This is a genomic window from Pseudomonas sp. PL-6 (assembly GCF_054110165.1).
This window is the reverse complement of record NZ_CM134189.1, coordinates 3441932-3455657: the sequence shown is the minus strand read 5'-3', so window position 1 is coordinate 3455657 and position 13726 is coordinate 3441932. Positions and strand designations below refer to the sequence as shown.

General features: G+C 67.6%; 12 protein-coding genes. 7 read left to right on the top strand and 5 right to left on the bottom strand.

Going from position 1 to position 13726, the window contains the following annotated elements; translation table 11 throughout:
* Positions 1-112: 112 nt before the first annotated feature.
* The 5 genes from ACW9UL_RS14670 (at position 113) to rluB (ending at position 4462) form a co-directional block, all read left to right on the top strand.
* Entirely contained in the window at positions 113-1327 is a 1215-nt protein-coding gene (locus ACW9UL_RS14670; protein WP_397496868.1) for a tryptophan--tRNA ligase, read from the top strand.
* Positions 1328-1341: 14 nt separating this feature from the next.
* Positions 1342-2154 (top strand): segregation and condensation protein A, encoded by an 813-nt coding sequence (locus ACW9UL_RS14665; RefSeq protein ID WP_122108521.1) that lies wholly within the window; start codon positions 1342-1344, stop codon positions 2152-2154.
* Positions 2151-2942 carry an SMC-Scp complex subunit ScpB gene (gene scpB, locus ACW9UL_RS14660; RefSeq protein WP_457787457.1) on the top strand — a complete coding sequence of 264 codons (792 nt, stop codon included), beginning with the start codon at positions 2151-2153 and terminating at the stop codon, positions 2940-2942. Before ACW9UL_RS14665 ends, scpB begins: the two co-directional genes overlap by 4 nt.
* A gap of 97 nt (positions 2943-3039) precedes the next feature.
* Positions 3040-3222, top strand: coding sequence for a DUF1289 domain-containing protein (locus tag ACW9UL_RS14655; protein ID WP_021442447.1), 183 nt, complete (start codon positions 3040-3042; stop codon positions 3220-3222).
* Positions 3223-3304: 82 nt separating this feature from the next.
* A complete protein-coding gene (gene rluB, locus ACW9UL_RS14650; protein ID WP_122108515.1) occupies positions 3305-4462 on the top strand; it encodes a 23S rRNA pseudouridine(2605) synthase RluB in 1158 nt (385 codons plus the stop codon).
* A 102-nt stretch (positions 4463-4564) separates the two neighbouring features.
* On the opposite strand, the gene ACW9UL_RS14645 is transcribed toward rluB, so the two are convergent.
* The 5 genes from ACW9UL_RS14645 to ACW9UL_RS14625 form a co-directional block, all read right to left on the bottom strand.
* Positions 4565-5491, bottom strand: a complete 927-nt coding sequence (locus ACW9UL_RS14645; RefSeq protein ID WP_021444341.1) for a GGDEF domain-containing protein — start codon at positions 5489-5491, stop codon at positions 4565-4567.
* Between the two features lie 242 nt (positions 5492-5733).
* Positions 5734-6474 (bottom strand): YciK family oxidoreductase, encoded by a 741-nt coding sequence (locus ACW9UL_RS14640; protein ID WP_021444340.1) that lies wholly within the window; start codon positions 6472-6474, stop codon positions 5734-5736.
* A 54-nt stretch (positions 6475-6528) separates the two neighbouring features.
* The gene (gene mupP / locus ACW9UL_RS14635; RefSeq protein WP_457787456.1) at positions 6529-7200 is read right to left on the bottom strand and encodes an N-acetylmuramic acid 6-phosphate phosphatase MupP; all 672 of its coding nucleotides are present in this window, start codon (positions 7198-7200) and stop codon (positions 6529-6531) included.
* Entirely contained in the window at positions 7200-7898 is a 699-nt protein-coding gene (gene ubiG, locus ACW9UL_RS14630; RefSeq protein WP_122108512.1) for a bifunctional 2-polyprenyl-6-hydroxyphenol methylase/3-demethylubiquinol 3-O-methyltransferase UbiG, read from the bottom strand. The genes mupP and ubiG overlap by 1 nt, the downstream gene beginning before the upstream one ends.
* Before the next feature lie 159 nt (positions 7899-8057).
* Positions 8058-9377 carry a TRZ/ATZ family hydrolase gene (locus ACW9UL_RS14625; RefSeq protein ID WP_457787455.1) on the bottom strand — a complete coding sequence of 440 codons (1320 nt, stop codon included), beginning with the start codon at positions 9375-9377 and terminating at the stop codon, positions 8058-8060.
* Positions 9378-9546: 169 nt separating this feature from the next.
* Here ACW9UL_RS14625 and mtnA point away from each other — a divergent pair, with 169 nt between their 5' ends.
* Both mtnA and gyrA read left to right on the top strand, forming a co-directional pair.
* On the top strand, positions 9547-10623 hold the full coding sequence (gene mtnA, locus ACW9UL_RS14620) for an S-methyl-5-thioribose-1-phosphate isomerase (RefSeq protein WP_457787454.1): 1077 nt from the start codon (positions 9547-9549) through the stop codon (positions 10621-10623).
* 322 nt (positions 10624-10945) lie between these two features.
* Positions 10946-13714, top strand: coding sequence for a DNA gyrase subunit A (gene gyrA / locus ACW9UL_RS14615; protein WP_021445088.1), 2769 nt, complete (start codon positions 10946-10948; stop codon positions 13712-13714).
* The last annotated feature ends 12 nt before the right edge of the window (positions 13715-13726 follow it).

The window sequence follows — 13726 nt, the reverse complement described above, 5'->3', positions numbered from 1 at the left end:
GCATCAATGTTTGGACTGGGCGTGGTGGACGGCGTTCCCGTCGGGGTTTTTCCGTTCGGCGCCTGGCTGCCCTATACTTCGCCGCCTTGTCTGTTCGTTTAGGTAAACCGGTTTGAGCCTTATCGACTCCGAGCGGCGCGTGCTGTCGGGCATGCGCCCCAGCGGCCGTCTACACCTCGGGCACTACCATGGCGTGCTGAAAAACTGGGTCAAGCTGCAGCACGAGTACGACTGCTTCTTCTGCATCGTCGACTGGCATGCGCTGACCACCGACTATGCCGAGGTCGGCCAGCTGTCGCAGCACGTCATGGACATGGCGGTGGACTGGCTGGCGGCGGGCGTCAGCCCCAGCTCGGCGACCCTGTTCATCCAGTCGCAGGTGCCCGAGCACGCCGAGCTGCACCTGCTGCTGTCGATGATCTGCCCGCTGAGCTGGCTGGAACGGGTGCCGTCCTACAAGGAGCAGCAGGAGCGCCAGGCCGGCAAGGACCTGTCCACCTACGGCTTTCTCGGCTACCCGCTGCTGCAGGCGGCGGACATCCTGCTGTACCGCGCCGGCGTGGTGCCGGTGGGAGCGGACCAACTGCCGCATATCGAGTTCGCCCGCGAAGTGGCGCGGCGTTTCAACCACCTGTACGGCAGCGAGCCGGATTTCGAACTCAAGGCCGAGGCCGCCATCGGCAAGCTCGGCAAGAAGGCCGGCAAGCTCTACAGCAGCCTGCGCAAGGCCTACCAGGAGCAGGGTGACGGCGAGGCGCTGGAGACCGCGCGGGCGCTGCTCAAGGAGCAGAGCAACATCACCCTGGGCGATCAGGAACGCCTGTTCGGCTATCTGGAGGGCAGCGCCAAGGTGATCCTCGCCGAACCCCAGCCGCTGCTCGCCGAGCTCGCGCGCATCCCCGGGCTGGACGGGCAGAAGATGGCCAAGTCCAGCGGCAACGCGATCTTCCTGCGCGACGGCGACGCCGAGATCGAGGAAAAACTGCGGCGCATGCCCACCGACCCGGCACGGGTGCACCGCGATGACCCGGGCGAGCCGCAGCGCTGCCCGGTGTGGCCGCTGCACCAGCTGTATTCCAGCGACGAGCAGCTGCATTGGGTGGTCAATGGCTGCCGCAGCGCCGCCATCGGCTGCCTGGACTGCAAGGGCGCGCTGTGCACGGCGCTGCAGAGCGAACTGGCGCCGCTGCAGCAGCGCGCCATCGATTACGAGGACAGCCCCGACCTGGTGCGCAGCATTCTCGCCGAGGGTGCCGAGCGCGCCCGCGACGAGGCCCGCGACACCCTGGCCGAGGTGCGCCTGGCCATGGGCCTGAAGTACCGATGAAGGAGCCGCAGCCGATGAGCGAATCCGTCGACAGCCAGGCCGGCGCGCAGCAGGAACTGCCCTTCGCCCTGGTCTACGGCGAGGCGGTCACCGAGCTGCCGCTGGACCTGTATATCCCGCCGGACGCCCTGGAGGTGTTTCTCGAAGCTTTCGAGGGGCCGCTGGACCTGCTGCTGTACCTGATCCGCAAGCAGAACATCGACATCCTCGACATCCCGGTGGCGGAAATCACCCGCCAGTACATGGGCTACGTCGAGCTGATGCACACCGTGCGCCTGGAGCTGGCCGCCGAATACCTGGTGATGGCCGCCATGCTCGCCGAGATCAAGTCGCGCATGCTGCTGCCGCGCTCGGCCGAGGCCGAGGAGGAAGAGGACGATCCGCGCGCGGAGCTGATCCGCCGACTGCAGGAGTACGAGCGCTTCAAGGCCGCCGCCGAGGGCCTCGACGAGCTGCCGCGGGTCGGCCGCGACGTCGTCGTGCCGCGCCTGGACGCCCCCGAGGCGCGGGCGCGCAAGCTGCTGCCGGAGGTCAGCCTGGAAGAGCTGCTGCTGTCGATGGCCGAGGTGCTGCACCGCGCCGACATGTTCGAGAGTCACCAGATCACCCGCGAGGCGCTGTCCACCCGCGAGCGCATGAGCGAGGTGCTCGAACGCCTCAAGGGCGGCGCTTTCGTGCCCTTCGTCGAGCTGTTTGCCGCCGAGGAGGGGCGCCTGGGGGTGGTGGTGACCTTTATGGCGGTGCTCGAATTGATCAAGGAATCCCTGGTCGAGCTGGTGCAGAATGAGCCCTTCGCCGCCATCCACGTCCGAGCCCGAGCCGAATGAACCTGACCGACCCCCGCGAACTGGCCCAGTTGCTCGAAGCCTTTCTGCTGGCTTCCGGCAAGCCGCAGTCCCTGGAGCGCCTGTACGAGCTGTTCGAGGAGGGCGAGCGACCGGAGCCGGCGCAGTTCAAGGCGGCGCTGGAGCTGTTGCGCGATTCCTGCGAGGGGCGCGCCTTCGAGCTCAAGGAGGTCGCCTCGGGTTACCGCCTGCAGGTGCGCGAGCGTTTCGCCCCCTGGGTCGGCCGGCTGTGGGAGGAGCGTCCGCAGCGCTACTCGCGCGCGCTGCTGGAAACCCTGGCGCTGATCGCCTACCGCCAGCCCATCACCCGCGGCGAGATCGAGGACGTGCGCGGCGTGGCGGTCAACAGCAACATCACCAAGACCCTGCTCGAACGCGAGTGGATTCGCGTGGTCGGCTACCGCGACGTGCCCGGGCGCCCGGCCATGTTCGCCACCACCAAGGGCTTTCTCGACCACTTCAACCTGAAGAGCCTCGACGAGCTGCCGCCGCTGGCCGCCCTGCGCGAGCTGGAGCCGGAGCCCGAGCTGGCCCTGGACGACGACGCCGAGGTGCCGGCAGGGCTGCAGGCGCGCGCCGACCTGGCGTTGCAGGAAGGCGGCGAAGTCGCCGAACCGCGCGAGGAAACCAGCTTCCGTAGCCTGCTGGCCGAACTGGACACCATGGAGCAGGGGTTGAAGACCGATTTCGACGACCTGCGCCTGGTCGAAGACGAGGAGCAGGGCGACGAGCGTATGGCCGACCTGGATGCCGACGAGTCGTTGCATTGAGTCTGTTTAAGCGCGGCATGCAATTCTTCAATCCCGCCTAGGCGCCTGCTGTCTTTATCCTTGCCCGCATTCGATCAATGCCCGCAAGGTAGCCGTCATGAGCAAGAGTCCCTGCATCAAGGTCTGCGAATTCGAGCAGGATATCTGCCTGGGCTGCGGTCGCAGCCGCCAGGAAATCAAGGGCTGGAAGCGTCTGGACAAGGCCGGGCGGCGGGCGCTGCTGGCCGAGGCCGACATGCGCCTGCTGGCGCTGCAGGCGACCGGCCGGCGCAAGTTGTAACTCTCGGCTACCCTAAGAGTCCTGCCGCGCGTATGATTCGCGCCCCTTCGATCATCCGTTACTACACCGGGAGGTGCCCAAGATGACAGAGCACGAACAACCGCGTCCTGCAGGCGAGAAACTGCAGAAAGTCCTGGCTCGTCTGGGCCTGGCCTCGCGTCGCGAGATCGAGACCTGGATCGGCGAAGGTCGGGTCAAGGTCAATGGCGCCACCGCCAGCCTCGGCCAGCGCGTCGACAGCCATGACGCCATCGCCCTCGACGGCCGCCTGCTCAAGCGCGAAGAGATCGCCGGCTCGGTGCGCCGCGTGCTGATCTACAACAAGCCGGACGGCGAAATCTGCACCCGCGACGATCCGGAAGGCCGGCCCACCGTGTTCGACCGCCTGCCGCGGCCGAAAGAGGGGCGCTGGATCAATATCGGTCGCCTCGACATCAACACCACCGGGCTGCTGCTGTTCACCACCGACGGCGAACTGGCCAACCGCCTGATGCACCCCTCCTATCAGATGGACCGCGAGTACGCCGTGCGCGTACGCGGCGAAGTCACCGAGGAGATGCTGGAGAACCTCAAGCGCGGCGTCATGCTCGAGGATGGCCCGGCCAAGTTCACCGACATCAAGGAAGCGCCCGGCGGCGAGGGCTTCAACCACTGGTACCACTGCGTGGTAATGGAAGGCCGCAACCGCGAGGTGCGTCGTCTGTGGGAGTCCCAGGGGCTGGTGGTCAGTCGCCTGAAGCGGGTGCGCTTCGGTCCGGTATTCCTCACCTCCGAGCTGACCATGGGCCGCTGGCGCGAGATGGACCAGCGCGAGGTGGACATCCTCAGCGCCGAGGTCGGCCTGACCCCGCAGGCGCTGCCGGCGATGAAGGAGAAGGTGCGCGAGAAGCTCGATCGTCTGCAGCGCAAGTCGGCCAAGCCGGTGGACCCGCGGGCCAAGCGCGTGCTGCGCCCGGCCGCGGACGAGGCGGCCGGAGAAGGCGCCCGTCCGGCCCGTGCGCCGCGTTCGCAGGGCGGTGAACAACGTCCGCAGCGCGCACCACGCAAGGACAGCGGCGAGCGTCGCGAGGGTGGTCGCGGCACGCCGGTGGCCGAGCGACCGAGCGACGTGAAGAAACGCCAGCCGCGCCCGGCGGTGGAGCTGGCCGAGCGTCCCGCGCGCAAACCGCGCCCGGCTGCGCCGAGCAAGCGTCCGCCGGCCGGCGACGGCCAGCGTCCGGGCTTCGGCCGCAAGCGCTAAGCGTCAGCCAGAAAAAGGGGCCTCCGTATGGGGCCCCTTTTTTTGTCCTGCCATTCGTGTTTGTCACCCTTGGGGCTACGAACCTGCAGCTTGCCGTGGCCTCTATCCCGCCATGGTCAGGCGATTGCGTCCCTCGCGTTTGGCGATATACAGGGCGCCGTCGGCGCGGCGCAGCAGGCTTTCGCTGGACTCGCCCGGCAGCAGGCTGGCGCAGCCGAGGCTGATGGACACCTCGATCGGCCGGCCGCCGTCCAGGCACTGCAGTTCCAGCACGGCGTAGCGCAGGCGCTCGCCGACCAGCGCCGCGGCCTCGCGGCAGGTGTTGGAGAGCACCACGAGAAACTCCTCGCCGCCGTAGCGGAACACCATGTCGATATTGCGCAGCTGGTTCTTCAGGGTCTGCGCCACGGCCTTGAGCACCTCGTCGCCGAGGGCGTGGCCGTGGCTGTCGTTGATCTGCTTGAAGTGATCGATATCCAGCATCAGCAGCGACAGCGGCTGCAGGTTGCGCCGGGCCAGGTCCACCTCGCGCTGCAGTACCTGGTCCATGGCGATGCGGTTGCCGGTGTCGGTCAGCGGGTCGCGCAGCGCGTTCTGCAGCGCGGTGCGGTAGAGCAGGGCGTTGCGCAGCGGAAACAGCAGGCAGGCCAGCAGCGATTCCAGTTGCGCCAGTTCGTCGTCGGCAAAGCGCAGCTTGCGGCGGAAGATCAGTTCGCCCAGGTACTCGCCCTCGTGGCTCAGGCGGTAGCCGGCCGAGTGCGGCGCCCGTTCGCCCAGCTCCAGGCGCAGGTCGTGGGTCGGATGGGCGAAGGCCAGGGCATCGAGCGGCACCAGGCGCTGCACTTCGCGGAAGAACAGGCTGACGATGCGCTCGGCGTCCAGGCTGGTCTGCAGCTGCAGGCCCAGCTGCTGGCGCAGCTCGACCAGGCTGGCGGGCTTGAGTGGCAGGTTGCGGTTGCCGGTGAAGCCCAGACGCTGCAGCTTGGCCGCGTCGAAATCGATGGTGTTGGTCTGGTTAGGGGGAACCATGGAGCTGATCCTCTGGCGCGATGTAGCGACGACGAGAGGGTTAGAGCGAATTTCATGCCAGCTGGTTCAAATGCGGCGAAAGCCCTGTGAAGTCAGTCACTTATGTATCGTGAAAGGTGGCCAATGGCCGGCTTTTGCCGGTTGTCCGGCGGGGAGGTGGCAATCTGATGCCGCTTGCGCCGGCGGGCGGCGGATTTCTGTCGCGGCGTAACCCGGCGGCGGGCGCCGGGTCTGCCTTAGCTTTACTGGGCGTCGAAGGCCTGGCCGTTGACGCCGCTGCTGTCCGGGCCCATCAGGTAGAGGTAGACCGGCATGATCTCCTCCGGCAGCGGACGGCTGGCCGGGTTCTCGCCCGGATAGGCCTGGGCGCGCATGGCGGTGCGGGTGGCGCCGGGGTTGACGCTGTTGGCGCGCACGTTGCCGATGCCGTCCAGTTCGTCGGCCATCACCTGCATCAGGCCCTCGGTGGCGAACTTGGATACCGCGTAGGCGCCCCAGTAGGCGCGGCCCTTGCGCCCGACGCTGCTGGAGGTGAACAGCACCGAGGCGTCGTCCGACAGCTTGAGCAGCGGCAGCAGGGTGCTGCTGAGCATGAACATGGCGTTGACGTTGACGTGCATCACGCGCATGAAGTTGTCGCCGGAGAGCTGCTCCAGCGGCGTGCGCGGGCCGAGGATCGAGGCATTGTGCAGCAGGCCGTCGAGGCGGCCGAATTCGTTCTCGATCATCACCGCCAGTTCGTCGTACTGGTGCGGCAGGGCGGTTTCCAGGTTGAAGGGAATCACCACCGGTTGCGGATGGCCGGCGGCCTCGATCTCGTCGTAGACCTGGCTGAGGTTGGCTTCGGTCTTGCCCAGCAGCAGCACGGTGGCGCCATGGGCGGCGAAGCTCTTGGCCGCCGCCGCGCCGATGCCGCGACCGGCGCCGGTGATCAGGATCACCCGATCCTTGAGCAGGTTGGGGCGGGCTTGATAGTCGAACATGGATCGTATCTCGTGATGGCGTAGGTTGGGTTGAGCGCAGCGAAGCCCAACGAGTCAGCAGCTGCAGAGCGCGTGGTCGAGCACGGCGCGCAGTTCCAGCGGGTGGTCGACCACCACGTCGGCGCCCCAGTGGCGTGGGTTGTCGTCGGGGTGGATATAGCCGTAAGTGACCGCCGCGGTCTTGCAGCCGGCGGCGCGGCCAGACTCGATGTCGCGCGCATCGTCGCCGATGAACAGCACTTCGCCGGGCTGCACGCCGAGCTGCTCGCAGGCCAGCAGCAGCATGTCCGGCGCCGGCTTGCTTTGTTCGACGTGATCCGGGCAGACCAGCACGGCCGAGCGCTGGGCCAGGCCCAGGCGCTGCATGATCGGCTCGGCGTAGCGCAGCGGCTTGTTGGTGGCCACGCCCCACAGCAGGCGCGCCTGCTCGATGTCGCCGAGCAGGGCGTCGATGCCGTCGAACGGGCGGGTCAGCACCGCGCAGTGCTCCTGGTAGCGTTCGAGGAATTCCTGGCGCAGGGCCTCGAAGGCGGCCGAGTCCGGGTCGTCGGCGAAGGCGCAGGCGACCATGGCGCGGGCGCCGCCGGAGACCTGGTCGCGAATCGCCTTGTCCGCCAGCGGCGGCAGGCCGCGGGCGGCGCGCATGGCCTGGGTGATGGCGATGAAGTCCGGCGCCGAGTCGAGCAGGGTGCCGTCCATGTCGAAGAGAACCGCGCGCAGGCGCATCAGGCCTCCTTCAGGGTCTGGATCATGTAGTTGACGTCGACGTCGGCTTCCAGCTTGTAGTGCTTGGTCAGCGGGTTGTAGGTCAGGCCGACGATATCCTTGACCTCCAGGCCGGCGGCGCGGCTCCAGGCGCCCAGCTCGGAGGGGCGGATGAATTTCTTGAAATCGTGGGTGCCGCGCGGCAGCAGGCGCAGCAGGTACTCGGCACCGATCACCGCGAACAGGTAGGCCTTGGGATTGCGGTTGATGGTGGAGAAGAACACCTGGCCGCCGGGCTTGACCAGCTTGTGGCAGGCGCGGATCACCGAGGACGGGTCGGGCACGTGTTCGAGCATCTCCAGGCAGGTGACCACGTCGAACTGGCCGGGCAGTTCCTCGGCCAGGGCTTCGGCGGTGCTCTGCCGGTACTCCACCTCGACGCCGGACTCCAGCTGGTGCAGCTGGGCCACCGACAGCGGCGCCTCGCCCATGTCGATGCCCATCACCGTGGCGCCGCGCTGGGCCATGGCCTCGCTGAGAATGCCGCCGCCGCAGCCGACGTCCAGCACGCGCTTGCCGGCCAGGCCGACGCGTTCGTCGATCCAGTTGACCCGCAGCGGGTTGATGTCGTGCAGGGGTTTGAACTCGCTCTGAAGGTCCCACCAGCGATGGGCCAGGGCCTCGAATTTGGCGATTTCGGCGCGGTCGACGTTGCTCATAGGGTTCTCTGCAAAAGCCTTGAATTCGGTATGCCGCCCATGTTGCCAGTTTCGGCGGCGGCATTGGGCGACGCGGGGACTCTCAATGTATGTCAGTTTGTCGCAGTCGTATCGGCGTTGTGGCCTGGACGGACCGCTATTTCCCGGATTTCATCCGGGCTACCGCTTGGCGATCCGCTCGCCCCAGGCCCTGGCCCGGGCGATCAGCTCGTCTTCGTCCATGCGCGTCAGGCGGCGCTCGTCGAGCAGCTGCTTGCCGCCCACCCACAGGTGCTTCACGCAGTCGCGGCCGCTGGCGTAGATCAGCTGCGAGACCGGGTCGTAGATCGGCTGCTGGGCCAGCCCCGAGAGGTCGAAGGCGACCAGGTCGGCCAGCTTGCCGACTTCCAGCGAGCCGATCTGGGCGTCCAGGCCGAGCGCGCGGGCGCCGCCCAGGGTAGCCATGCGCAGCGCGCTGTGGGCGTTCAGGGCGGTGGCCGAGCCGGCCACGGCCTTGGCCAGCAGCGCGGCGGTGCGGGTCTCGCCGAGCAGGTCGAGGTCGTTGTTGCTCGCCGCGCCGTCGGTGCCGATGGCGACGTTGACCCCGGCCTGCCACAGGCGCTCGACCGGGCAGAAGCCGCTGGCCAGCTTGAGGTTGGATTCCGGGCAGTGGATCACGCTGCAGTTGTGCTCCACCAGCAGCGCCAGGTCGGCGTCGTCGATCTGGGTCATGTGCACGGCCTGGAAGCGCGGGCCGAGCAGGCCGAGCCGGGCCAGGCGGGCCAGCGGCCGCTCGCCGCGCTGGGCCAGGGCCTCGGTCACTTCCTGGGCGGTCTCGTGCACGTGCATATGGATGCCGGCGTCCAGCTCGTCGGCCAGCACGCGGATTTGCTCGAGCTTGTCGTCGCTCACCGTGTAGGGCGCGTGCGGGCCGAAGGCGATGCGGATGCGCGGGTGCTGCTTGAGGTCGTCGAACAGCTGCAGGCCCTTGCGCAGCGCCTCGGCGGCGTCGCGCGCGCCGGGGATGGCGAAGTCCAGCACGGGAATGGTGATCTGCGCGCGCATGCCGGCGTTGTGCACCCGCTCGGCGGCGACCTGCGGGTAGAAGTACATGTCGGAGAAACAGCTGATGCCGCCCTTGAGCTGCTCGGCGATGGCCAGGTCGGTGCCGTCGCGGACGAAGGCCTCGTCGACCCACTTGGCCTCGGCCGGCCAGATGTGCTCGTGCAGCCAGGTCATCAGCGGCAGGTCGTCGGCGATGCCGCGCAGCAGGCTCATGGCGGCATGGCCGTGGGCGTTGACCAGGCCGGGGGCGAGCAGGCAGTCCGGCAGTTCGCGCACCTCGCGGGCGGGCTGGCGCAGGGCCTCGGCGCGCGGCGCGAGCAGGACGATGCGGCCGTCGCGGATGCCCAGGGCATGTTCGCGCAGCACCACGCCGGCCGGCTCCACGGGCACCAGCCAGGTTGGCAGGAGCAGCAGGTCGAGAGGGGCGTCGGGCATGGTCGGCGGTCCGCTTGGCGTGAGGGTTGCGTGTGAAGGTCGCCAGTGTATAGAGGAACATCCGGCGCTTGAAGTCGAAGGCCGGCGCGGCGCGGCTGGATTCTTCGGTCGGCAGCTGCTTGTCTGCGTATAATCCGCGATTTTTTGGCGGCGAAGGGCGAGGTGTGCGATGCGCGAGCAATTGCTGGCGGCGGAGAAGGTTCAGGCAATCGACTGGCGCGACGGCGCCCTGTACCTGCTCGATCAGCGTCGGTTGCCGCAGCGCCAGACCTGGCTGCGCTTCGATTCGGCGGCAGCGGTGGCCGAGGCGATCACCGACATGGTGGTGCGCGGTGCGCCGGCCATCGGCATCGCCGCCGCCTATGGTCTGGTGCTGGCGGCGCGTGCGCGGCTGCAGGCCGGCGGCGACTGGCGCGCGGCGCTGGAGGCCGACTTCGCCCGGCTCGGCGAGTCGCGGCCGACCGCGGTCAACCTGTCCTGGGCGCTGCAGCGCATGCGCGAGCGCCTGCAGCGGCTCAAGGACGGCGAAGAGGTGCTGGCCCAGCTCGAAGCCGAGGCCGTCGCCATCCACACCAGCGACCGCGAAGCCAACCTGACCATGGCCCAGCTGGGCATGGAGCTGATCCGCAAGCATCAGGGCAATCCGCAGGTGCTGCTGACCCACTGCAACGCCGGCGCCCTGGCCACCGGCGGCTTCGGCACCGCTCTGGGGGTGATCCGTGCGGCTCATCTGGAGGGCCTGGTCGAGCACGTGCATGTCGACGAGACCCGGCCCTGGCTGCAGGGCGCGCGTCTGACCGCCTGGGAGCTGGCCGGCGACGGCGTGCCGGTGAGCCTGAACGCCGACGCCGCGGCGGCGCACCTGATGAAGACCAAGGGCATCAGCTGGGTGATAGTCGGCGCCGACCGCATCACCGCCAACGGTGACGTGGCCAACAAGATCGGCACCTATCAGCTGGCGGTCAACGCCATGCACCACGGCGTGCGCTTCATGGTGGTGGCGCCCAGCTCGACCATCGACATGGCGCTGGAAAGCGGCGAGGACATCGTCCTGGAGGAGCGTGACGGTGCCGAGCTGCTGGAAGTCGCCGGGCAGCGGGTGGCGGCGGAGGTGGCGGTGGTCAATCCGGTGTTCGACGTGACGCCTGCTGATCTGATCGATTACATCGTGACCGAGAAAGGTGTGGTCGAGCGCCCGGACAGCGCCAAGATGGCCCAGTTGATGTGTCGCAAGCGTTTGCACTGAGCTGGCTGTGCTGCTTCGCACAAGGTGAGGTGGTGTCGTTCGCGGCGTCCACCGGCCCTCGACCCTCGCCATTCGCGGCGGGCTGGCCCGCCGCCCTCTCGTCCCGCCCTGGGCCGGTTCCGGGGTAGGTGTGCGGCACGCTTTGTGGTAATCTCCGGCAGTTTTCAAGGGGGCTGCTCGCGGCCGCCTTCACTGCATCGAATCGTGGCATAACTCGTTGATTTGTCGTGAGTCGCTGATGGCCTGAGGCCATGGCGACGTACTCCATGGCGTTCAGGAAGAATGACGCGGAGTTTCACCAGAAAAAGGAACCAGGCTTCTCATGGGCGAACTGGCCAAAGAAATCCTCCCGGTCAATATCGAAGACGAGCTGAAACAGTCCTACCTCGACTACGCGATGAGCGTGATCGTCGGGCGTGCACTGCCGGACGCGCGCGACGGCTTGAAGCCGGTGCACCGTCGCGTGCTGTTCGCGATGAGCGAGCTGGGCAACGACTGGAACAAGCCGTACAAGAAGTCCGCCCGTGTGGTCGGTGACGTGATCGGTAAGTACCACCCGCACGGCGACACCGCCGTGTACGACACCATCGTGCGCATGGCCCAGGACTTCTCCCTGCGCTACATGCTGGTGGACGGCCAGGGCAACTTCGGTTCGGTGGACGGCGACAACGCCGCGGCCATGCGTTACACCGAGGTGCGCATGGCCAAGCTGGCGCATGAGCTGCTGGCCGACCTGGACAAGGAAACCGTCGACTGGGTGCCCAACTACGACGGCACCGAACAGATTCCGGCGGTGATGCCGACCAAGGTGCCGAACCTGCTGGTCAACGGCTCGTCCGGTATCGCCGTGGGCATGGCCACCAACATCCCGCCGCACAACCTCGGTGAAGTGATCGACGGCTGCCTGGCGCTGATCGACAACGCCGACCTGACCGTCGACGACCTGATGCAGTACATCCCGGGTCCCGACTTTCCCACCGCCGGCATCATCAATGGCCGCGCCGGTATCATCGAGGCCTATCGCACCGGTCGCGGGCGTATCTATATCCGCGCCCGCGTCGAAGTCGAGGACATCGACAAGGTCGGCGGCCGCCAGCAGCTGGTGGTCACCGAGCTGCCGTACCAGCTGAACAAGGCGCGTCTGATCGAGAAGATCGCCGAGCTGGTCAAAGAGAAGAAGATCGAAGGCATCACCGAGCTGCGCGACGAGTCCGACAAAGACGGCATGCGCGTAGTGATCGAGCTGCGTCGTGGTGAAGTGCCGGACGTGGTGCTGAACAACCTGTACGCCCAGACCCAGATGCAGAGCGTGTTCGGCATCAACGTGGTGGCGCTGGTCGACGGCCAGCCGAAGACGCTGAACCTCAAGGACATGCTCGAGGTGTTCGTCCGTCACCGCCGCGAAGTGGTGACCCGGCGTACCGTCTACGAGCTGCGCAAGGCGCGCGAGCGCGGTCATATCCTCGAAGGTCAGGCGGTCGCCCTGTCCAACATCGACCCGGTGATCGAGCTGATCAAGGCCTCGCCGACCCCGGCCGAAGCCAAGGAGCGCCTGATCGCCACCGCCTGGGAATCGTCTGCCGTGGAGGCCATGGTCGAGCGCGCCGGCGCCGACTCCTGCCGCCCGGAAGGCCTGGATGCGCAATACGGCCTGCGCGACGGCAAGTACTACCTGTCGCCGGAGCAGGCCCAGGCCATCCTCGAGCTGCGCCTGCACCGCCTGACCGGCCTGGAGCACGAGAAGCTGCTGGCCGAGTACCAGGAAATCCTCCAGCTGATCGGCGAGCTGATCCACATCCTGACCAGCCCCGAGCGGCTGATGGAAGTGATTCGCGAGGAGCTGGAGAAGGTCAAGGCCGAGTTCGGCGACGCCCGCCGTACCGAAATCGTCGCCTCGCGCATGGATCTGACCATCGCCGACCTGATCACCGAAGAAGAGCGCGTGGTCACCATCTCCCATGGCGGCTACGCCAAGAGCCAGCCGCTGGCCGCCTACGAGGCGCAGCGCCGCGGTGGCAAGGGCAAGTCGGCCACCGGGGTGAAGGACGAGGACTACGTCGAACACCTGCTGGTCGCCAACAGCCACGCCACCCTGCTGCTGTTCTCCAGCAAGGGCAAGGTCTACTGGCTGCGCACCTTCGAGATTCCCGAGGCGTCGCGTACCGCGCGCGGTCGTCCGCTGGTCAACCTGTTGCCGCTGGACGAGGGCGAGCGCATCACCGCGATGCTGCAGATCGACCTGGAAGCCCTGCAGCAGAGCGCCGGTGCTGACGAAGACCTGGACGACGAAGGCGTGCTGATCGAAGGCGAAGTGGTCGAGGCCGAAGCGCCTGCCGCCGAGCCGGCCGAAGACGGCGAGACCGAACTGGCCAACGACGAGCCGACCGGCGCCTACATCTTTATGGCCACCGCCTTCGGTACCGTGAAGAAGACCCCGCTGGTGCAGTTCAGCCGTCCGCGCAGCGCCGGTCTGATCGCGCTGAAGTTGGAGGAGGGCGACACCCTGATCGCCGCGGCCATCACCGACGGCGCCAAGGAAGTCATGCTGTTCTCCGACGGCGGTAAGGTCATCCGCTTCCAGGAAAAACACGTGCGTATCATGGGCCGTATTTCCCGTGGCGTGCGCGGCATGCGCCTGCCGGAAGGCCAGCGCCTGATCTCCATGCTGATCCCCGAAGCCGGCGCGCAGATCCTCACCGCCTCCGAGCGCGGCTATGGCAAGCGTACCCACCTGGGCGACTTCCCCCGTCGCGGTCGCGGCGGCCAGGGTGTGATCGCCATGGTCAGCAACGAACGTAACGGCAAGCTGGTCGGCGCCATCCAGGTGCAGGACGGCGAGGAAATCATGCTGATCTCCGACCAGGGTACCCTGGTGCGTACCCGCGTCGACGAGGTCTCCAGCTCCGGCCGCAATACCCAGGGCGTGACCCTGATCAAGCTGGCCAAGGACGAGACCCTGGTCGGCCTGGAGCGGGTGCAGGAACCGACCGTGGTCGAGGACGAGGAGCTGGTCGAAGGCGAGGAGGGCGCCGAAGTCGCCGAATCCGCCGAGGCGCCGGTCGCCGACGCCGAGGACGGCAGCGAGGAGTGAAATCGGGCTCCG

What these genes read in the sequence shown, in the direction of transcription:
- ACW9UL_RS14665 (WP_122108521.1), top strand. Translation starts at nt 1,342, where the DNA reads ATGAGCGAATCCGTCGACAGCCAGGCCGGCGCGCAGCAGGAACTGCCC.
- scpB (WP_457787457.1), top strand. Translation starts at nt 2,151, where the DNA reads ATGAACCTGACCGACCCCCGCGAACTGGCCCAGTTGCTCGAAGCCTTT.
- ACW9UL_RS14655 (WP_021442447.1), top strand. Translation starts at nt 3,040, where the DNA reads ATGAGCAAGAGTCCCTGCATCAAGGTCTGCGAATTCGAGCAGGATATC.
- rluB (WP_122108515.1), top strand. Translation starts at nt 3,305, where the DNA reads ATGACAGAGCACGAACAACCGCGTCCTGCAGGCGAGAAACTGCAGAAA.
- ACW9UL_RS14645 (WP_021444341.1), bottom strand. Translation starts at nt 5,491, where the DNA reads ATGGTTCCCCCTAACCAGACCAACACCATCGATTTCGACGCGGCCAAG.
- ACW9UL_RS14640 (WP_021444340.1), bottom strand. Translation starts at nt 6,474, where the DNA reads ATGTTCGACTATCAAGCCCGCCCCAACCTGCTCAAGGATCGGGTGATC.
- mupP (WP_457787456.1), bottom strand. Translation starts at nt 7,200, where the DNA reads ATGCGCCTGCGCGCGGTTCTCTTCGACATGGACGGCACCCTGCTCGAC.
- ubiG (WP_122108512.1), bottom strand. Translation starts at nt 7,898, where the DNA reads ATGAGCAACGTCGACCGCGCCGAAATCGCCAAATTCGAGGCCCTGGCC.
- ACW9UL_RS14625 (WP_457787455.1), bottom strand. Translation starts at nt 9,377, where the DNA reads ATGCCCGACGCCCCTCTCGACCTGCTGCTCCTGCCAACCTGGCTGGTG.
- mtnA (WP_457787454.1), top strand. Translation starts at nt 9,547, where the DNA reads ATGCGCGAGCAATTGCTGGCGGCGGAGAAGGTTCAGGCAATCGACTGG.
- gyrA (WP_021445088.1), top strand. Translation starts at nt 10,946, where the DNA reads ATGGGCGAACTGGCCAAAGAAATCCTCCCGGTCAATATCGAAGACGAG.